Annotated in this window: 15 protein-coding genes; 10 read left to right on the top strand and 5 right to left on the bottom strand. The window is 43.6% G+C overall.

Features of this window, described 5'->3' with window-relative positions; all coding sequences use genetic code 11:
* Nucleotides 1–203: 203 nt before the first annotated feature.
* Nucleotides 204–1,211, bottom strand: a complete 1,008-nt coding sequence (locus AB5217_RS04265) for an aspartate-semialdehyde dehydrogenase (RefSeq protein WP_004299708.1) — start codon at nt 1,209–1,211, stop codon at nt 204–206.
* Between the two features lie 252 nt (nt 1,212–1,463).
* Here AB5217_RS04265 and AB5217_RS04260 point away from each other — a divergent pair, with 252 nt between their 5' ends.
* From AB5217_RS04260 to AB5217_RS04250, 3 genes are read left to right on the top strand one after another with little or no spacing between them, the layout of a single operon-like run.
* Nucleotides 1,464–3,599, top strand: a complete 2,136-nt coding sequence (locus AB5217_RS04260) for a cation:proton antiporter (protein WP_195647062.1) — start codon at nt 1,464–1,466, stop codon at nt 3,597–3,599.
* Complete coding sequence (locus AB5217_RS04255; protein ID WP_032842925.1) at nt 3,581–4,315, top strand: ThiF family adenylyltransferase; 735 nt, start codon at nt 3,581–3,583, stop codon at nt 4,313–4,315. The genes AB5217_RS04260 and AB5217_RS04255 overlap by 19 nt, the downstream gene beginning before the upstream one ends.
* 7 nt (nt 4,316–4,322) lie before the next feature.
* Nucleotides 4,323–4,979: an ABC transporter ATP-binding protein gene (locus AB5217_RS04250; RefSeq protein ID WP_195647063.1), complete on the top strand. Its 657-nt coding sequence runs from the start codon at nt 4,323–4,325 to the stop codon at nt 4,977–4,979.
* A gap of 182 nt (nt 4,980–5,161) precedes the next feature.
* Here AB5217_RS04250 and AB5217_RS04245 read toward each other — a convergent pair whose 3' ends face one another.
* Both AB5217_RS04245 and AB5217_RS04240 read right to left on the bottom strand, forming a co-directional pair.
* Nucleotides 5,162–6,079, bottom strand: coding sequence for a helix-hairpin-helix domain-containing protein (locus AB5217_RS04245; RefSeq protein ID WP_195647064.1), 918 nt, complete (start codon nt 6,077–6,079; stop codon nt 5,162–5,164).
* Entirely contained in the window at nt 6,079–7,449 is a 1,371-nt protein-coding gene (locus AB5217_RS04240) for a sodium-dependent transporter (protein ID WP_004324557.1), read from the bottom strand. Before AB5217_RS04240 ends, AB5217_RS04245 begins: the two co-directional genes overlap by 1 nt.
* A 103-nt stretch (nt 7,450–7,552) precedes the next feature.
* Here AB5217_RS04240 and AB5217_RS04235 point away from each other — a divergent pair, with 103 nt between their 5' ends.
* Entirely contained in the window at nt 7,553–7,948 is a 396-nt protein-coding gene (locus tag AB5217_RS04235; protein WP_004324558.1) for a VanZ family protein, read from the top strand.
* A 133-nt stretch (nt 7,949–8,081) separates the two neighbouring features.
* Here AB5217_RS04235 and AB5217_RS04230 read toward each other — a convergent pair whose 3' ends face one another.
* Nucleotides 8,082–9,377 (bottom strand): UDP-N-acetylmuramoyl-tripeptide--D-alanyl-D-alanine ligase, encoded by a 1,296-nt coding sequence (locus tag AB5217_RS04230; protein ID WP_195647065.1) that lies wholly within the window; start codon nt 9,375–9,377, stop codon nt 8,082–8,084.
* 77 nt (nt 9,378–9,454) lie between these two features.
* A complete protein-coding gene (locus tag AB5217_RS04225) occupies nt 9,455–11,470 on the bottom strand; it encodes a sensor histidine kinase (RefSeq protein WP_032842918.1) in 2,016 nt (671 codons plus the stop codon).
* A 117-nt stretch (nt 11,471–11,587) separates the two neighbouring features.
* Between AB5217_RS04225 and folP the strand changes: the two genes are divergently transcribed.
* The 6 genes from folP to AB5217_RS04195 all read left to right on the top strand — a co-directional run bounded on the left by folP (nt 11,588) and on the right by AB5217_RS04195 (nt 21,563).
* Nucleotides 11,588–12,454 (top strand): dihydropteroate synthase, encoded by an 867-nt coding sequence (gene folP / locus AB5217_RS04220; RefSeq protein ID WP_185968688.1) that lies wholly within the window; start codon nt 11,588–11,590, stop codon nt 12,452–12,454.
* An 11-nt stretch (nt 12,455–12,465) separates the two neighbouring features.
* Complete coding sequence (gene cdaA / locus AB5217_RS04215) at nt 12,466–13,230, top strand: diadenylate cyclase CdaA (RefSeq protein ID WP_004309664.1); 765 nt, start codon at nt 12,466–12,468, stop codon at nt 13,228–13,230.
* Nucleotides 13,231–13,435: 205 nt separating this feature from the next.
* Entirely contained in the window at nt 13,436–15,772 is a 2,337-nt protein-coding gene (locus AB5217_RS04210) for a beta-galactosidase (protein ID WP_128131319.1), read from the top strand.
* A 45-nt stretch (nt 15,773–15,817) separates the two neighbouring features.
* The gene (locus tag AB5217_RS04205; protein ID WP_032842920.1) at nt 15,818–16,795 is read left to right on the top strand and encodes a glycoside hydrolase family 43 protein; all 978 of its coding nucleotides are present in this window, start codon (nt 15,818–15,820) and stop codon (nt 16,793–16,795) included.
* A 320-nt stretch (nt 16,796–17,115) separates the two neighbouring features.
* Nucleotides 17,116–19,581, top strand: a complete 2,466-nt coding sequence (locus tag AB5217_RS04200) for an alpha-L-arabinofuranosidase C-terminal domain-containing protein (RefSeq protein ID WP_032842921.1) — start codon at nt 17,116–17,118, stop codon at nt 19,579–19,581.
* Nucleotides 19,582–19,616: 35 nt separating this feature from the next.
* Entirely contained in the window at nt 19,617–21,563 is a 1,947-nt protein-coding gene (locus AB5217_RS04195) for a glycoside hydrolase family 97 protein (RefSeq protein ID WP_008776462.1), read from the top strand.
* Nucleotides 21,564–21,661 lie beyond the last annotated feature (98 nt).

The following is a 21,661-nucleotide window of genomic DNA, read 5'->3' as shown; positions in this document are numbered from 1 at the left end:
TCTATCAATCACTATAAATAGTTATTTTGGTAAATGCTGATACCTATAACTAGTGACTTCTTACCTACGAATAGGTATTTTCTCTCTAATTACGGCTTGGAGAATAAAAAACCGGCTTGCATTGTGATCACTATCACATTGCAAACCGGCTGATTTATTGGGCTTATCTATAGTTGTCCGGATATTATATCCAGTCTGTTATATTAGATATTTTTTACTTTAATCAAATATTCGGCAATCTGAACAGCATTCAGGGCAGCCCCTTTCTTAATCTGGTCACCTACAATCCAGAAAGTCAATCCGTTTTCGTTTGTCAGGTCTTTGCGGATACGGCCTACGTATACCGGATCTTTACCTGCCAGGAACAACGGCATCGGATATTCTTTTTCAGCCGGATTGTCCTGCAGCACCAGACCTTCACCGTTAGCGAACGCTTCACGAGCTTCTTCTACGGAAATCGGACGTTCAGTTTCTACCCAAATACTTTCAGAGTGAGCACGTAATGCAGGAACACGTACGCAAGTTGCGCTAACTTTTACGTCAGAATGCATGATCTTGCGTGTTTCATTATACATTTTCATCTCTTCTTTCGTATAACCGTTCTCTGTAAATACGTCAATCTGCGGAATCAGGTTGAAAGCCAACTGATAGGCAAACTTCTCTACAGTCACAGGTTCGTTTGCCAATACTTGACGATATTGTTCGTACAATTCGTCCATGGCAGCGGCACCCGCACCACTTGCTGCCTGATAGGTAGACACGTGCACGGTTTTTATATGAGAAAGCTTTTCGATGGCTTTCAGTGCAACTACCATCTGGATAGTCGTACAATTCGGGTTGGCGATAACGCCGCGCGGACGTTCCAATGCATCCTCTGCATTTACTTCAGGCACCACCAAAGGCACATCGGCATCCATACGGAAAGCGCTGGAGTTGTCGATCATCACAGCACCATACTTGGTAATTGTTTTCTCGAACTCCTTAGATGTTCCTGCACCGGCAGAAGTGAAAGCAATGTCTACCCCTTTAAAGTCATCGTTGTGTTGTAAGAGTTTCACCTCGATCTGTTTACCGCGGAAAGTATATGTTGTTCCGGCACTACGTTTAGAACCGAACAAAACTAACTCGTCCATCGGGAAGTTTCTCTCATCGAGCACGCGCAGGAACTCTTGTCCTACGGCTCCGCTTACGCCAACAATAGCTACTTTCATCTTTTTCTTTTGTTAAATTGTGAATATTGAATTTCTCTTCTTATCCTGTCGAATAGAAAAGATTTGGCTGCAAAATTATAACAATTTAGCATATAAACATCGATTTTGAGAGAAATATTTCAGTTTTTCGGCGGATTACTCATGCTTCCGTATAGTTGGACGTGGTTATTGGAGTGAAATGACCATTAGACATTCATTGGATTCTGCAAACTTTTTTGTTCCTTTGCAGAAAATTCCTAAAAAACACAGCCTATGAACCTGTTTGATCTCAATTTAACGCTGCCGATTTCTGATCCGACCTGGGTGTTCTTTTTGGTACTAATTATCATTCTTTTTGCTCCGATGATTTTGGGGCGTCTCCATATACCTCATATTATAGGCATGATTCTGGCGGGTGTCTTGATTGGCGAACACGGCTTTCATGTACTCGACCGAGACAGTAGTTTCGAACTGTTCGGCAAAGTAGGGCTCTATTATATCATGTTCCTTGCCGGTCTTGAGATGGATATGGAGGACTTTAAGAAGAACCGGACGAAAAGTTTCGTGTTCGGCTGGCTTACCTTTCTGATTCCTATGGTGTTGGGAATATGGAGTAGTATGAGTATGCTGGGATATGGTTTTCTCACGGCGGTATTGTTGGCAAGTATGTATGCTTCTCACACCTTAATTGCTTATCCTATTATTAGTCGTTACGGACTGTCTCGTTTGCGCTGTGTCAATATCACCATTGGTGGTACTGCTGTCACCGTCACCCTTGCTTTGATTATTCTTGCTGTCATAGGAGGCATGTTTAAGGGAACTGTCGATGGCTGGTTCTGGGTATTTCTTGTGGCAAAAGTGGCTTTCCTCGGATTTCTGATTGTGTTCTTTTTCCCCCGTATCGGACGCTGGTTCTTCCGGAAGTACGATGACAGCGTGATGCAGTTTGTATTTGTGCTGGCGATGGTTTTCCTCGGAGGAGGATTGATGGAATTTGTAGGAATGGAAGGAATCTTAGGAGCTTTCCTGGCGGGCTTGGTATTGAATCGCCTGATTCCTCATGTATCTCCTTTGATGAACCGGTTGGAATTTGTGGGAAATGCACTGTTTATTCCCTATTTTCTGATTGGTGTCGGAATGATTATTGATGTAAGAAGCCTGTTTACCGGAGGTGAAGCATTGAAAGTGGCTATTGTGATGACAGTGGTGGCAACCTTTAGTAAATGGCTGGCTGCCTGGATCACACAAAAGATCTATCGGATGCAGTCGAATGAACGGAGCATGATATTCGGTTTAAGTAATGCGCAGGCCGCAGCTACACTGGCAGCAGTGTTGATCGGTCATGAAATCATTATGGAGAATGGAGAACGGTTGCTGAATGATGATGTATTGAACGGTACGGTAGTGATGATACTTTTCACTTGTGTCATCAGTTCTTTGGTAACCGAACGTTCGGCACGTCGTTTTGCTCTGGATGAAAATGTGCAGGCGGAAGAAGAAGCTAAGAAAGTAAATACGGAACAAATCTTGATTCCGGTGGCTAACCCGGAGACGATTGAAGATTTGATTAATCTGGCTTTAGTAATAAAGGATGCTAAGCAGAAAAATGCATTGGTGGCATTGAACGTTATCAATGACAATAATAGTTCGGAGAAGAAAGAGCAGCAGGGTAAACGTAATCTGGAGAAGGCGGCTATGATTGCCGCTGCCGCTGATGTGCCTGTTACGATGGTGAGTCGCTATGACTTGAATATTGCTTCGGGGATTATCCATACAATCAAGGAGTATGAAGCTACGGATATTGTGATCGGTCTGCACCGGAAAGCAAATATTGTCGACTCTTTCTTCGGACATCTGGCCGAAAGTCTGTTGAAAGGTACGCATCGTGAAGTGATGATTGCCAAATTCCTGATGCCTGTTAATACCCTGCGTCGAATCAATATTGCCGTTCCGCCAAAGGCTGAATATGAATCGGGATTCTCTAAATGGGTGGAACACTTCTGCCGTATGGGAAGTATCCTGGGCTGTCGGGTGCATTTTTTTGCCAATGAGCGTACATTGATGCGTGTTCAGCAACTTGTGAAAAAGCGACATGCAGGTACTCCGACGGAATTCTCCATATTGGAGAAGTGGGAGGATCTCTTGCTGTTGACAGGGCAGGTGAATTATGACCATTTATTGGTAGTTATTTCTGCCCGTCGCGGATCTATCTCTTATGATCCCTCTTTTGAACGTCTCCCGGCACAATTAGGAAAATATTTCTCTAATAATAGTTTGATAATCCTGTATCCCGACCAGTTTGGCGAACCGCAGGAAATTGTGTCATTCTCCGATCCTCGTGGACATAATGAGTCTCAACATTATGAGAAGGTCGGCAAATGGTTCTATAAATGGTTAAAGAAAAACTAATGGAAAGATACGACTGGCAACAGAGAACGGAACTCCTGTTAGGGGAGGAAAAGATGGAACGCATCCGGAACGCGCACGTATTGGTCGTGGGACTGGGTGGAGTAGGTGCTTATGCCGCCGAGATGATTTGCCGTGCAGGTGTCGGGCGGATGACGATTGTAGATGCCGATACAGTGCAGCCTACTAATATGAATCGTCAGTTGCCGGCCATGCATTCCACGCTGGGTAGGACGAAAGCGGAAGTGTTGGCAGCCCGTTATAAAGATATAAATCCGGCGATTGAGCTGACTGTCCTTCCTGTTTACCTGAAGGATGAAAATATACCGGAACTGCTGGATGCCGATAAATATGATTTTATAGTAGATGCTATTGATACGATCAGTCCGAAATGCTTTCTGATTTATGAAGCGATGAAACGTCGTATAAAGATAGTTTCCAGTATGGGAGCAGGGGCGAAGAGTGACATTACTCAGGTTCGTTTTGCCGATCTTTGGGAGACGTATCATTGCGGTTTGAGTAAGGCTGTGCGAAAGCGTTTGCAGAAGATGGGAATGAAACGGAAACTTCCGGTGGTATTCAGTACGGAGCAAGCCGATCCGAAAGCGGTATTGCTGACGGAGGATGAACAGAATAAGAAATCGACATGTGGAACAGTTAGTTATATGCCGGCCGTGTTTGGGTGCTATCTGGCTGAATATGTCATTAAACGATTATAAGGCTATTATGATAAAACTAGAAGGGATTACGAAGAGTTTCGGCTCATTACAGGTGTTGAAAGGCATTGATCTGGAAATCAACAAAGGAGAGATTGTTAGTATTGTAGGCCCGAGCGGTGCGGGTAAAACTACGTTATTGCAGATAATGGGCACTTTAGATGAACCGGACGGAGGTGTGGTACAGATTGACGGAACAGTGGTGAGTCGGATGAAAGAGAAAGAACTATCTGCATTTCGTAATAAGAATATTGGTTTTGTTTTCCAGTTTCACCAACTACTGCCGGAGTTCACGGCCTTGGAAAATGTGATGATTCCCGCTCTAATCGCCGGGGTATCTTCGAAGGAGGCGCACGAACGCGCAATGAAGATTCTGGATTTTATGGGACTGGTTGACAGGGCTTCTCATAAACCGAATGAATTGTCGGGAGGCGAGAAACAACGGGTAGCGGTAGCGAGGGCTTTAATCAACGATCCGGCAGTTATTCTGGCAGACGAACCATCCGGTAGTCTGGATACACATAATAAAGAAGATTTACATCAACTGTTCTTCGATTTGAGAGACCGGCTGGGGCAGACTTTTGTCATTGTGACGCATGACGAGGGGCTTGCCAAAATTACGGACCGGACCGTTCATATGGTGGATGGTATGATTAAAAAAGATTAATTAGAGAACCTAATTTCTAAAAATGTATACCAAAAAGGTAGAGCCTTGCAAGTGTTCTATCTTTTAGCTATATATTTATAGTCGCTTCTCTACGGAAGTCTGTGAAGATGATAGTAGAGTGTTTGTTTTGTTTGTGTGTGATGCATTCTTGTCTGGTGTGATAGGAATGCATCTTTTTTTTATTAATTATAACAAATGTAGGGCTCTAGCCGTTCAAGATCAATAGGAGTGAACTCCTCATAGAGAGATAATTGCTTCAGACTTTTTAAGAATCCTTTCTTTTTCCGATATTCTATGATAACCTTTGCTTGGTAGTAGTTTATGTATGGATGATGCATCATTCGTTCCATACCGGCTTTATTTACATTGATGCGGCGTGTCTGATGGGTGTCAATGGAAAACCACGAACGGAGTTTCTCTGCCTTTAGATGAATCTCCTGTAACTGCTCTATTCGGAAAAAGCCTCCCAGCCGTTCGCGGTAATTCACAATCATCCGGGCAATGCTGCTTCCGATTCCCGGAATCTTCTTCAGTTCGGTGGTATCTGCGGAGTTGAGGCTGATGATAGTTCCCGGGAGATATTTCACAAGGGTGTCCCGTTGTATGCTTGGTGTGGTTAACAATCGTACCGTGTCTTTATTTGTCGAACTGAAATCTTCTGTAATTTGTATATAAGGACGAAGAGTCTGGTATTGTTCTTCCGTGAGTCCATATATCTTTCGGAAATCTTCCGGGTGGCGGAATTTACCTTGTTTATAGCGATAGTGCAGGATATTCTTTATCATCCAGGATGGTAACCCAAGCGAAAGAAAAGTAGTAGAGTCTGCGATGTTCGGATCGAACACCGCAAGTTTGATTTCCCTTTGAGGGGATGATTGAAAAGAATGACCGGACTTTTGGTGAGGTTGGGTTTCCCGGAGGGAGGAAATAAAGTCGTTGTATTCCTTATCGAACTTCTCGTTCTCTCTGCAGTCGGTATCTTCAGCGTGTGTGAAAAAGGAGAAGAGTTTAGGGGCGGCATATACGCCTAAAATAAGAACGACAAGGACGATAATGCCTTGTCGTTCTGTTTTAGTATAATAAAGGAAGTCTTTCCACATTATAGCTTGATTAATCCCAGTTCATTGATAAATATCAGTGAGATGGCGATTGGTGCGATATATTTTAATATAAAGATAATGAGTTTGTATACCGGTACCTTTAATGAACCGTCATTGGTAATCTCTGACCATACAATCTTCTTGTCCAGATACCATCCGGTAAAGAGGGAGATGCACAATCCGCCCAGTGGTAACATGATTTTAGCTGTTACAAAGTCGAAGAGGTCGAACATGCCCAGTCCGAAAACGGTAAATCCTTTCATGACTCCCAGTGATAATGAACAGAATATTCCGAGGAAGACACAACCGCCGGTGACTAACCTTGCTGCTTTTCCACGGGAGAGGTTGAACTCCTCATGTAAATAAGCGGTTACTACTTCGTGCAAGGAAATAGTAGAAGTTAAAGCAGCCATTGCCAACAACGCGTAGAACATGACAGAGAATATATATGCCAGTATGGGAACTCCGCTAAATGCCTGTTGGAATACATTAGGCAGGGTGATAAAGATCAGACTCGGACCAGAATCAGGTTGTATGCCTACGGAAAAAGCTGCCGGGAAGATGATAAATCCGGCTAGTATCGCCACAAAGGTATCAATGATTCCTACGCTGAAAGCTGTTTTAGTCAGGTTGGTTTCTTTGCTGAAATAGGAGGCGTACGTACAAAGGCATCCCATTCCCAAACTCAATGAGAAGAACGCCTGTCCCATGGCACTCAAAAATACATTTCCGTCCACTTTGCTAAAGTCGGGCTTGAGCAGGAATTCGATACCTGCACCGGCTCCCGGCAGAGTGACCGAGCAAACAACCAGTATGAGGATAATGATAAACAGGGTAGGCATCATGATCTTGGAGGACTTTTCGATTCCTTTTTCTACCCCTTTCACAATGATGAAATGAGTAATCAACAAGAATGCCACCAACCATACAACCGGTCTCCATGGGCTGCTGGAGAATTGTTGAAAAGAGGATATGAACTCTCCGGAGGTTTTTCCGGCAAAGCCATTAGTAGCAGCTTCAAAAATATATTCGAGTGTCCATCCTGCTACTACAGCATAATAACTAAGTATCAGGAAGCCTGCCAATACTCCTATGCGTCCTACCCAACGCCAATGTGTTCCAGGTGCTAATTTCTGATATGCTCTAGCTGTGTTAGCTCTCGAACGGCGTCCTATCAGGAACTCGGCAATCATAATAGGCAATCCCAGAAGAAGAATGCAGCCTAAATAGATCAATATAAAAGCAGCGCCTCCATGGTTTCCTGTTTCATAGGGAAACCTCCATATATTACCCAATCCGACTGCAGAGCCGGCAGAAGCGAGTATGACTCCTAATTTACTGCCGAAGTTTGCTCTATCATTTTTTGCCATAAATCTTGTTTTATCTTACAAATCGTTATAAAATATACGTATTAGAGCACAAATATAGAAAATGATACTTATATTTGCACGAAAATTGTAATATTATTTAGATATGCTATCTTATATTAAGAAATATCCGATCTCGCTTTTTATCATTCTGACAGTGATTTATCTGTCGTTCTTTAAACCGCCTAAGACGGATTTAGATGAAATTCCCAACCTCGACAAACTGGTTCATGTTTGTATGTATTTTGGTATGTCGGGAATGTTGTGGCTGGAATTTTTGCGTGCACATCGCAGGGACAATGCTCCGATATGGCATGCATGGGTAGGCGCATTCCTTTGCCCTATACTTTTTAGTGGTTGTGTGGAATTGTTGCAGGAATATTGTACTACTTACCGGGGTGGAGACTGGTTGGATTTTGCGGCCAATACAACAGGGGCGGTTCTGGCTAGTTTAGTGGCCTATTATGTCGTACGACCGAGGATGAAAATAAATAAGCAGTAAAAGGCAACCTATGAACAACAACGGTGAATGATAAACGGTGAACGGTGAATAATAAACGGTGAACGGTGAATAATGGTTGACTATATCATATCCATTATTCACCGTTTACCGTTCACCGTTTATCATTCCGGCTTTATAGAAATTCTACCGTTGAACTAAGTTTGATTCCATTGGAACCTTTAATGAGAATAGTATATCCTTTGGGTTTATCTTCTTGCAAATCCTTTATAACTTCCTGCACATTTGCATAAGTTTTAAAAGAATGTTCACTTGCGGCAAACTGTTCTCCCACGAGCCATACTTTCTCAAAATTACTTTCTTTGATGTAGTCAACGATTTTCTGGTGTTCGGCCGGGCTATCAGCACCCAGTTCGCGCATATCTCCTAATATGAGCATCTTGTGGGGAACTGTCATATTCCGGAAGTTTTGCAAGGCAGCCATCATGCTGGTTGGGTTTGCGTTATATGCGTCGATGATAAGCGTGTTATCTTCTGTCTTTTTAAGTTGGGAACGGTTGTTCTGTGGCGTATACTCTGCCAGAGCTTTATCGATCTTCTTTGCTTCCACTCCGAAGAAACGTCCGATAGTGATTGCAGCCAGGGCATTGGGGAAATTATATTCTCCGATCAATTGTGTACAGACTTGATGGAGTTCACCGTCTTTACCGGCTTTCCATTCGAAAGCAAGATAAGGCGAATTGCCGGTAATCCGGCCGTTGACATAGAGATCATCTTCTGTTCCATAAGAAATCAGGTTCAATCCCTGTGAGATATTCATCAAATAGGGGTTATCGTGATGGATAAAGGTGGTGGCATCTTTCTTGCGGAGGAAATCATAAAGCTCTCCTTTGGTCTTGATAACTCCTTCGAAAGAACCGAATCCCTCCAGATGAGCTTTGCCTACGTTAGTGATAATACCATAATCCGGTTCGGCTATTTCGCAAAGAAACTTGATTTCCCCCGGATGGTTGGCGCCCATCTCAATGACGGCAAGGTCATGTTCCGGTTTTAACCGTAGCAGGGTAGTCGGTACGCCGATGTGGTTGTTGAGATTACCTAAAGTATAGAGTACATTGTGGGCTTGGCAGAGAACGCTGGAAATTAACTCTTTGGTGGTTGTCTTCCCATTAGTGCCCGTAATGCCGATCACTCGCGTTCCGAGTTGGCGGCGATGATAGTTGGCAAGCTGCTGCATGGTTTGCAGGCAGTCGTCTACAAGTATATATCGTTGATCGCCTTCTACGGCATACTGTATTTCATCGATAATGGCAAACGCGCATCCGGAGTCCAGTGCTAATTTGGCAAATGCATTACCGTTGAACGACTCACCTTTCAAGGCGATAAACAAAGAACCGTCCGGACAGTTCCGGCTATCAGTAGTTACTGATTGGCAATCCAGAAAAATCTGGTAAAGAGCAGAAAGTTTCATAACCTGATCTTTTATTTAAAACGTTGCAAAGATAGGCTATTCTTTCGGATTTGATGGGAGTTCGGGCAGTTTTTTGTTTAGGCATATATCAAAGGAAGAGTCAGGATCATCCGGCATCCTTCTGTGTAAGAAGTGTCGATTCGGAGGCTGCCTCCTAACTTTTCGGCAATACTCCGGCATATCGGAAGTCCGAGCCCGGTGCCCTGCGTGAAAGAGTTCATTTTGTAGAAACGTTCAAATACTGCTTCCTGTTGGTCTTTCGGGATGCCTGTTCCTGTATCGGTCACACTGATTTCAATTTTCTTTTCAGCTTCCAATACGGAATAAACGATGCGAATACTGCCATGAGTCGTAAATTTAGCGGCATTATGTGCCAGGTTGTTCAATACTTGTGATATACGTTCCGAATTACTGCGTATGAGCAGGCTTTCTCTTTCAGGTTCGAATAAAACCTCCACATCTTTCTGCGTGTTATCTTTGGCAACTTCAGATGCAAGTTGACAGATCGCATGAAGGTCTGTTTCGGCGTCAGTGGGCAGTTGTTCATATTGATCCAGTTCGGACAGCGTGAGCACATCAGTCACCAGTCGAAGCAAGTCGTTACTGTTGCTTTTGATGATATTGACAAACTCCTGTGTTTCCGGACTATTGCTGTAATGGTCGCTTAATACTTGCGAGAAGCCTACGATAGAGTTGAGCGGCGTACGGATTTCGTGCGTCATGCTTTGGATAAACGTCGTTTTCATCCGGCTGCTTGCCTCCGCTATATCTTTGGCTTTACGCAATTCTTCCCTCGATACCATAAGTTCTTCATTCCTTGTTTTAAGTTCGGCCTCTGAAACTTTCAGTTTGCGTTTCAGGAAATTTTCTCTATAAAGGAATATGAATAAGATACCTAATAAAATAATCAATGAAATAATCAAGGTTGTTTTATTATGCAACTCCTTCTCTTGTGCTTGAAGCATGAGTTCTTTCTTTTCGGCATTGAGCTTTTCTACATTTAATAAGGTGGCGAATTCGCTGCTGGACACTTGTTCATTGGCTATTTTCAAAGAGTCATCCGTGTTGATGTACATTTGCAGATATTTGACCGCCAGGTTCATATTTCCCATCTTTTGGTAGATTTCTCCCTGTGTGCGGTAATGGATGCTGCTAAGTATGCTTTCGCTTAAACGACGTTCTTCTTTTTCCTGCATCTTTGCGGCTTCCAGCGCTTTCTGATATTGTTTGGTCTGCTGGTAGTATAAACATTCTATATTATACAGTCTCTTTTTGATAGACTCCAGTCTTTTGTCCTGTTCAAATGCCGCCTGACACTCCTTCAGTAATTTTTCGGCAGCTTGAAAGTCGCCGAACTTGCTGTAGTAGTTTACAAATTCCAACTTGGCAGATATTTGTTGCGTAGAGGAATTGGCAGTCGCAATGGCTTTTTCCACAGCAGCTAATGCTTCTTTTTGCTTTTTCTGGTTGATGTAATAGTTGGCTATCTGGGCATAGGTCTGGGAGATGTTGTAGTTTTCGATCTTGTATTTTTCAGTCAGTTCGATTTCTTTCAATCGCCACTCGAACGCCATTGAATCGAATCTTTTGATGGTGTAGATTTGCGACATGATGTTATAGCAACGGGAGAGGCCGGTCTTATCATCCTCTTCTTGAGCTTCTTTTAACATGTTTTGCACTTCATAAAGTGCTATGTTTGTTCTGCTTGTTTTTAGGTAATAGGTGATTAATCTGTTCGCCCATGCGAAGTAATAGTATTTAGGCTGATGAGTGGCCTTGGCGAATTCTTTTACTTTGTTGGTATAGTGGATTACGCTGTCTTCATTGGTTCCCTGGAAATAATAATAATCCAGTTGAGTGGCTATGGCTACTGCCTGCATTCGTTCGTCCTGCCGTTCGCCAGCCATTCGGAATAAAGTGTCGGACATATTAAGTACAACAGGCTCTAACAAGTATTCTTGACAATGTTGATAATATTCATAGAGAGTAGAGTCAACATTGAAGGTTTCAGCCTCTTTTTGAGCTTTAGCAGTAGTGGTAAAGAACAAAATGAGGAAAAGAAATCCTACGCGAAATAGGGTTAATCGGCTCATGGTATGAATTTTTCGGGTTCTTCTATAGTTTGCAAATATACGTTTATTTCTTCTTTTTAGTACGAATACTTGCTTTTTTTATCTACATTTGTAGGCGATCTAAAAGGAATGTTGTCAATGATGAAACCTATATCTCCTATTTATATAAATGTAAAAGGGCGGTTGCTCGATCTTGCTACTCCGCAGGTGATGGGAATTTTAAATGTTACTCCCGATTCTTTTTATTCCGGCAGCCGGATGCAGACTGAAGAAGACATTGCTGCCCGGGCCCGGCAGATACTTGATGAAGGTGCTTCAATAATTGATATAGGAGCCTATTCTTCACGGGCGAATGCCGAACATATTTCTGCTGAAGAAGAGATGCGAAGACTGCGCACCGGTTTGGAGATTCTGAACCGTAATCATCCCGAAGCCATTATTTCCGTTGATACTTTCCGGGCTGATGTGGCGGAAGAATGTGTGAAAGAATATGGAGTGGCTATTATTAATGACATAGCTGCCGGTGAAATGGATCACCGGATGTTTCAGACAGTAGCCGACTTGGGAGTACCCTATATTATGATGCATATGAAGGGAACCCCCCAAAGTATGCAGAAAGAACCGTCTTATGATAACCTGATTAAAGACGTTTTCCTGTATTTCGCTCGTAAAGTGCAGCAACTTCGCGACTTGGGAGTGAAAGATATCATTCTCGATCCGGGATTCGGATTCGGAAAAACATTGGAGCATAATTATGAACTGATGGCGCATCTGGAAGAATTCCACATATTCGAACTTCCCGTTTTAGTGGGAGTTTCGCGGAAATCAATGATTTATAAATTATTGGGAGGAACCCCGCAAGATTCATTAAACGGGACAACCGTATTGGACACTGTTGCGTTAATGAAAGGAGCGCACATCCTGCGTGTACATGATGTGCGTGAGGCGGTGGAAGCTGTCCGGATCACAGAGAAATTAAAAATAGAGAGTGGATATGACAAATAAGAGGAGGGTGCATGTTTTTTGAGTTTGGTATAAAAGATTTTATCGATATCCTGCTGGTAGCTTTTGTTTTGTACTATACCTACAAACTGATGAAAGCTTCCGGCTCCATCAAGGTATTCACCGGAATTTTGGTTTTTATTCTGATTTGGCTGGTGGTGACACAAGTGCTGGAGATGAAACTGTTGGGTTCTATTTTCGACACATTGATGAATGTGGGTGTAATAGCGTTGATTGTGCTTTTTCAGGATGAGATACGCCGTTTTCTTTTGACTTTGGGATCTCATCGGCATGTCAGTGCATTGGCCCGTCTCTTTAGCGGATCGAAGAAAGAATCGTTGAAGCACGATGATATCATGCCCGTGGTAATGGCTTGTTTAAGCATGGGGAAACAAAAAGTTGGCGCATTGATTGTCATTGAGCATAATACTCCTTTAGATGAGGTCGTTCGTACGGGCGAATTGATTGATGCGGCAATCAATCAGCGTTTAATCGAGAATATCTTTTTCAAGAATAGCCCGTTGCACGATGGCGCAATGGTAATCAGCAAAAAACGTATCAAGGCGGCGGGATGTATCCTTCCTGTTTCCCATGATTTGAATATACCGAAGGAACTTGGCTTGCGGCATCGCGCAGCGATGGGAATCTCTCAACAGTCGGACGCACATGCCATTATTGTTTCAGAGGAAACGGGCGCTATCTCCGTAGCCTATCGCGGACAATTCTACCTCCGCCTGAATGCGGAAGAACTGGAAAGTCTATTGACAAAAGAAAACTGATTTTATTGTAATCACATACCGGACAAATGGTCGGAAGATGAGCATGGTAAAATGCCTCTCATCTTCCGACCATTGTTGTTTTATCTGCTATTTGGCGCTATTTTGCTTTATTTCCAACCCTTTTTGAATGATAATTATGCCCTCCTTTTTAGGTGAATCGCCTACCTTTGCCGTATACTATTAAAATTCTATTTTTGAATAAACCATGAAAAACAGATTGATTGCTTTACTGGTACTTTTTACAGTTATTTTCTTTAGTACTGCACAGGCGCAAACTACTGCACGGAAGTTTGAGGCAGGCAAGAACACATTCTTGCTGGATGGAAAACCGTTTGTGGTGAAGGCTGCCGAGTTGCATTACACCCGCATCCCGCAAGCTTATTGGGAGCATCGCATTGAGATGTGCAAGGCATTAGGCATGAATACTATTTGTATTTATATTTTCTGGAATATCCATGAACAGGAAGAAGGAAAGTTCGATTTTTCCGGTCAGAATGATATTGCAGCTTTCTGCCGTGCGGCACAGAAACACGGTATGTATGTCATTGTCCGTCCTGGTCCGTATGTATGTGCGGAGTGGGAGATGGGGGGACTTCCCTGGTGGCTGTTGAAGAAAAAAGATATAGCCTTGCGTACGCTCGATCCCTATTATATGGAACGGGTAGGCATCTTTATGAAAGAGGTCGGTAAGCAACTGGCTCCGCTGCAAGTGAATAAAGGGGGAAATATCATCATGGTACAGGTAGAGAATGAATACGGTTCTTATGGAATCGACAAACCTTATGTCTCTGCCGTGCGCGACCTGGTTCGTGAATCCGGTTTTACCGATGTACCTCTGTTTCAATGTGACTGGAGCAGTAACTTCACCAATAACGCGCTCGATGACCTGATTTGGACGGTGAACTTTGGAACAGGTGCCAATATCGACCAGCAATTTAAAAAACTCAAAGAACTTCGTCCTGAAACTCCGTTGATGTGTAGCGAGTTCTGGAGCGGATGGTTCGACCACTGGGGACGCAAACATGAGACACGTCCTGCAAAAGATATGGTACAGGGCATCAAGGATATGCTCGACCGGAACATCTCTTTCAGTCTGTATATGACTCACGGAGGAACGACTTTCGGACATTGGGGAGGTGCAAACAACCCGGCTTATTCCGCCATGTGCAGCTCATACGATTATGATGCTCCGATTAGCGAACCCGGATGGACGACCGATAAGTTTTTCTTGCTTCGTGACTTGTTGAAAAACTATCTTCCGGCAGGTGAGACGTTGCCCGCAGTGCCCGCAGCTCTGCCTGTTATTGAAATCCCCGAGTTTCACTTCCATAAAGTGGCTCCGCTTTTCTCAAATCTGCCGGAGGCAAAACAAACGGTGGATATTCAACCGATGGAACAATTCAACCAGGGATGGGGAACGATTCTGTATCGTACCACATTGCCCGAAACGACTCTTGCAGGCACCACTTTGAAAATTACGGAAGTGCACGACTGGGCGCAGATATATGCCGACGGTAAACTGCTGGCACGCTTGGACCGTCGTAAGGGAGAATTTACAACGACCCTGCCCGCGCTGAAAAAAGGCATACAACTGGATATTCTTGTGGAAGCAATGGGACGTGTTAACTTTGACAAATCCATCCACGACCGCAAAGGAATCACTGAAAAAGTGGAACTTATTTCGGGTAACCAGACTAAGGAATTGAAAAACTGGACTGTATATAACTTCCCGGTAGATTATTCCTTTATAAAAGATAAGAAATATAGCGATACAAAGATATTACCGACTATGCCTGCCTATTATAAGAGCACCTTTACACTGGATAAAGTAGGAGATACTTTCCTGGATATGAGTACATGGGGAAAAGGTATGGTCTGGGTGAACGGTCATGCAATGGGGCGTTTCTGGGAAATCGGTCCGCAGCAGACTCTCTTTATGCCGGGGTGCTGGCTGAAAGAAGGAGAGAATGAAATCCTCGTTCTGGATTTGAAAGGTCCTACCCGGGCTTCCATCAAAGGTTTGAAGAAACCAATTCTCGATGTGCTTCGTGAAAAAGCTCCCGAAACACACCGCAAGGATGGAGAAAAACTGAAACTGACGGGTGAGAAAGTGGGCCATGAAGGAGCTTTCACTCCGGGTAACGGCTGGCAGGAAGTGCGATTTGCCACTCCGGTGAAAGGACGTTATTTCTGTCTGGAAGCACTTTCTCCACAAGCAAATGATAACATCGCAGCGATAGCAGAGTTTGATGTCCTGGGAGCTGATGGTAAACCGGTATCCCGCGAACATTGGAAGATTCGTTATGCCGATAGTGAAGAAACGCGTAGTGGCAACCGTACAGCCGACAAGATATTCGACTTGCAGGAATCCACTTTCTGGATGACAGTGGACAATGTTCCTTATCCTCATCAATTGGTAATTGACTTGAGCAAAGTGGAAAATGTGACCGGTTTCCGCTATCTGCCTCGTGCCGAAAAAGGGTATCCGGGTATGATTAAGGAATATCGTGTATATGTGAAACCTGCTGATTTCAACTACTAAACAGTGAATGAACAAGAATAAAACAATGGATGAAAAAGCATTGAAATGATGATGAATATGAAGAAAAATATAATTCTTTTCGCATTCCTATTTGTGGGAGTGTTGACTGGGTATTGCCAGCAATCTGCTTACCTGTTTGTTTACTTCACCGGCAATCGCATGAGTGAAGAAGCCGTCCGGATGGCTGTTAGCCTCGATGGATATAATTATAAAGCCTTGAATGGAAATCAGCCGGTACTTGATTCCCGTGTGATTAGTTCAACAGGTGGAGTACGTGATCCCCATATCTTGCGCTGTGAAGATGGGAAGACATTTTATATGGTGGTGACAGATATGGTGTCCGGCAATGGATGGAGTTCTAACCGTGCCATGATATTATTGAAATCAAAAGACCTTGTACACTGGACTTCCAATATCGTGAATATCCAGAAAAAATATCCCAATCAGGAGGATCTGAAACGTGTGTGGGCTCCACAAACTATTTATGATAGGGAAGCAGGAAAGTACATGGTTTACTGGTCCATGCAACATGGCAATGGTCCCGATATCATTTATTATGCTTATGCCAACAAAGATTTTACCGATATAGAAGGAGAACCGAAGCCACTGTTTCTTCCGGAAAATAAAAAATCATGTATTGACGGCGACATTATTTACAAAGATGGACTCTATCATTTGTTCTACAAAACGGAAGGGAATGGAAATGGAATTAAAAAGGCCACTACCTCCTCTCTAACCTCCGGCCAATGGACAGAATCGGATGACTATAAACAGCAGACGAAGGATCCGGTAGAAGGTTCGGGTATTTTCCCGCTGGTTGGTTCCGATAAGTATATTTTGATGTATGATGTATATACGAAAGGTAAATACCAGTTTACCGAAAGTTCCGATCTGGAACATTTCAAAGTGATTGACCATGCTATCAGTATGGATTTCCATCCGCGCCATGGCACTGTCATACCGATTACCCCAAAAGAGTTGAAACGCCTCTTCAAGGTCTATGGTAAACCCGAAGGTTTCTGAACTAAAATATCTCGTGGGACAGGAGAAAAATACCTGTCCCTGATTTGTTAAACCAATTGTTTTTCAGGCGGGTAATCTTCGCTTCCCAGTGAGTATTCCCATCCTTTTGTTTTCTTTTGAGTTATTCTGATAAGATGGATTCAACTAGTTGTAATCCAGGAAAACAGTATACGATATGGGGAAAAGTGTATATTCTACCCTTGTTTACTTGTTTCTTATATATTTTTAAGTGTATAATTACCAATTATTATATGAAACACGCTTGTTAGAATGATGAAAATCTTAACTTTGCGATTGATAATCTTAATGCAATATATACCATGAGAAAATTATTCCTCTTTTTAGTTGTCTTGTTTTTGTCGTTCCAGCAGCTCACTTTAGCTGCAATCAAAGAAATGACGAGTACACCCGATTCGGTTTATCTGTTTTCTTTTGCAACTTCCGGAGACGACGGACGCAGCGGACTCCGTTTTGCCTGGAGTACAGATAAAGAAAACTGGTTTGAAATTGGCCGGAACTACGGATATCTCCGGTGCGATTATAGCCGCTGGGGATCACAGAAGAAAATGCTCGATCCTTATTTGAAACAATCGCCCGATGGCGAATGGATTTGTACCTGGAAACTGAATGACCATGATGGATACGGCCAGGCTACTTCCAAGGATTTAATCAACTGGACCAGTCAGAAATATCCCCGTACTACGCCGGATTTTGACGGAGTGAGAGTGAAAGCTATTGTTGCCGGAGAAGAGCAGAAAGGAAATATCAACCGGGTAGCTTGGACCTTGGTGGATGGATTGGATAAAAATTATGGCTGGAATCAATATCGGAACTCATTACATGGAGAACGTCCGGTACAGGATGGAGAACGTTTTGCCGGTTTGAAGCCTGTAAAAGCAACGGTCACTGTACAACCGGAAGGCGCAAAAGCCATTAGTGATGTATTGCTGGGCGCTTTTTTTGAAGACATCAATTATTCGGCAGACGGAGGACTCTATGCAGAACTTATCCAAAATCGCGACTTCGAGTACGACCCTTCGGACAGGGAAGGAGATAAGAACTGGAACAGCACTCATTCCTGGGCACTGAAAGGAGAGAAAACGACTTTCACTATTGATACTACCGACCCTATTCATATCAATAACCCACATTATGCCGTGCTGAATGTAGAACAACCGGGAGCTGCATTAGAAAATACAGGTTTTGATGGAATCGCACTGAACACCGGAGAGAAATATGATTTTTCCATCTTCGCCCGGGTTCCGCAGGGTAAATCAAATAAATTGCAGGTTCGTCTGGTAGATGGAAAAGGAAATGTGTGTGGAGAGACTTCTCTAACAGTGTCTTCCCGTCAATGGAAAACATATAAAGCGGTGATAACTGCTAAAGCTACTGCGGACACTCATCTCGAAATCATCCCTCAATCTGTTGGTGAATTGAATCTGGACATGATTTCCCTATTCCCGCAGAATACATTTAAAGGACGTAAGAACGGGCTTCGCAAAGATCTGGCTCAAGTGTTGGCTGATATTCATCCCCGTTTCATCCGTTTCCCCGGTGGCTGTGTGGCTCATGGTGATGGCTTGAAAAACATTTATCAATGGAAAAATACAGTAGGTCCGTTGGAAGCAAGAAAAGCACAGCGTAACCTTTGGGGATACCATCAAAGCATGGGATTGGGTTATTTTGAATATTTCCAGTTTTGCGAAGATATTGGTGCGGAACCGCTTCCAGTGCTGGCGGCCGGTGTTCCTTGCCAGAACTCTGCCTGTCACGGCGACTTGAGAGGAGGACAACAAGGTGGTATCCCGATGAGCGAAATGGGAGCTTATATTCAGGATATTCTTGATCTGATAGAATGGGCAAACGGTGACGCTAAGAAGACCAAATGGGGAAAGGTACGTGCCGAAGCCGGGCATCCGAAACCTTTCAATCTGAAATACATCGGTATCGGAAATGAAGATCTTATCACTGATATCTTCGAAGAACGCTTCACAATGATCTTCAATGCCATCAAAGAAAAATATCCTGAAACGATTGTTGTCGGTACAGTGGGACCGTTCAATGAGGGTACAGACTACGTGGAAGGATGGAAGCTGGCGGACAAACTGGGTATTCCGATGGTCGACGAACATTATTACCAGACTCCGGGATGGTTCCTGAACAACCAGGATTTCTACGACAAATACGATCGTTCGAAAAAGACAAAAGTATACTTGGGCGAATATGCAACTCACATACCGGGACGAAAGGCGAATATCGAAACAGCACTGACAGAAGCTCTTTATCTTGCTGCCTTGGAACGTAATGGAGATGTTGTACACATGACTTCCTATGCCCCTCTTCTCGCTAAAGAAGGACATACTCAGTGGAATCCGGATTTGATTTACTTCAATAACCGGGAAGTGAAACCTACCACCGGCTACTATGTTCAGAAACTCTACGGACAGAATGCCGGAAACGAATATTTGCCGTCAAAGATCACTCTTGATAATAGAGACGATCAAGTGCGGAAACGCATTGCCGCTTCTATTGTCCGTGACTCGGCAAGTGGCGACGTGATTGTGAAGCTGGTCAATTTACTTCCCGTAGAGGTGAATACGAATGTCGACCTTTCCGGAATCGGTGCTATACAGTCTTCTGCAAAAAGAACCGTACTGACCGGCAAACCGGCCGATACCCCGCTACCTGTTGAAGACACAATGGAAGTAGCAGAAAAGTTTGACTATCAATTACCTGCCTATTCTTTTACGGTGATCCGCATAAAGAAGGCAAATGAGAAATAACAGAAAAAAGTGAAGATAATAACGACATAAATAATATGAAGAAGATAATAAGTACCCTGCTGGCTAGTTGCTGTCTGACTTCTCTGATAGCACAGGAAGTGGTAGTGAAAGGGCCGGATGAAAAACTGCAATTGGTTGTATCTGCTTCTCCAGCCGAAAAGCCAAGTTATTCGATTACCTACAATGGAAAGACAATGTTGGAGAAATCTCCTTTGGGTATGAATACGAATATCGGTGACTTTGTAAAAGGAATGAAACTGACAGGACACGCTGTTACTCCGATTGACACTGTCTATCATCAGGATCGTATTAAAACCTCCAAAGTGCATTATCAGGCAAACGAACTGATTTGTAATTTTGAGAATTCGAAAGGGCAGAAAATAGATGTAGTCTTTCGTGTCAGCAATCACGATGTAGCTTTTCGCTATACTCTTCCGCGTCAGGATGGAAAAGGAAGTGTAACGGTAACTGCCGAAGAAACCGGCTTTCGCTTTCCGCAACAAACAACTACTTTCTTATGTCCGCAAAGCGATGCCATGATAGGTTGGAAGCGTACCAAACCCAGTTATGAGGAAGAGTATAAGGCAGATGCTCCCATGAGTGACCGTTCGCAGTACGGGCATGGCTACACGTTCCCTTGTCTGTTCCGTATCGGTGACGATGGTTGGGTATTAGTCAGCGAAACAGGTGTAGACAGTCGTTATTGCGGTTCTCGTTTGAGCGATGTAAGCGAAGGTAATCTGTATACGGTTGCTTTCCCGATGGCAGCAGAAAATAACGGTAACGGAACTTCTGCTCCGGCGTTTGCCCTTCCCGGTGCTACTCCCTGGCGTACCATAACTGTTGGCGAAACCTTGAAACCGATTGTGGAAACAACCGTTATCTGGGATGTCGTACGTCCTCTTTATGAAACGAAGCATGACTACCGTTTCGGACGCGGCACATGGAGCTGGATTCTCTGGCAGGATGGTAGTATTAACTATGACGATCAGGTGCGCTATATTGATTTTGCAGCTGCAATGGGGTATGAGTATGCCTTGATCGATAACTGGTGGGATACGAACATCGGCCGTGACCGCATGAAATCTTTGATAGAATACGCACGAAGCAAAGGAGTTGAACTCTTCTTATGGTATAGCTCTTCCGGCTATTGGAATGATATTGAGCAGGGGCCGGTGAATCACATGGACAATGCTATTATCCGCAAACGTGAAATGAAATGGTTGCAAAGTCTTGGAGTGAAAGGAATCAAAGTTGATTTCTTTGGTGGCGACAAGCAGGAAACGATGCGCCTGTATGAAGATATTTTGAGTGATGCTGACGACCACGGTCTGATGGTAATCTTCCACGGTTGCACCATCCCTCGCGGATGGGAACGTATGTACCCGAACTATGTAGGCAGCGAGGCTGTACTGGCCTCCGAAAATATGGTTTTCGGCCAGCACTTCTGTGATGAAGAGGCTTTCAATGCCTGTCTGCATCCGTTTATCCGCAACGCGGTGGGTTGCATGGAATTCGGTGGTTGTTTCCTGAACAAACGGCTGAATCGCAACAATGACGGAGGAACTACCCGCCGTACTACTGATATATTTCAATTAGCCACTACCGTATTATTCCAGAATCCGGTACAGAATTTTGCGCTTGCTCCCAACAACCTGAAAGATGTTTCCCCTGTTTGTGTGGACTATATGAAAACGGTTCCTACCACGTGGGATGAAACACGTTTCATTGACGGATATCCGGGAAAATATGTGGTCTTGGCACGTCGCCACGGTGACACCTGGTATCTGGCTGCTGTGAATGCCGGGAAAGAAATCGTAAAGTTGAAACTGGATTTAGATATGTTTGCCGGAAAAACCGTTTCTCTGTATAAGGATGATAAAAAAGGAGAACCTCAACTTGTGACGTTGAAAGTAAAAGAAAGCGGAAAAGTGCAACTGGAAATCCTTCCACAGGGAGGTGTTGTATTGGTGAACAACTAGATGATATTTCTTTTGGATGTGGAGGTTGTGTCAAAACGCTGACACAGCCTTTTTTTATGCGCAAAGCCCAGACTTTCTCAAGCCCGGGCTTTGTTATT

The organism is Bacteroides sp. MSSM.1001136sp1_RTP21357st2_D2_RTP21359_211015 (assembly GCF_040913205.1).
GTDB classification, from domain to species: Bacteria; Bacteroidota; Bacteroidia; order Bacteroidales; family Bacteroidaceae; genus Bacteroides; species Bacteroides ovatus.
This window is presented reverse-complemented; position numbering and strand designations above follow the sequence as displayed.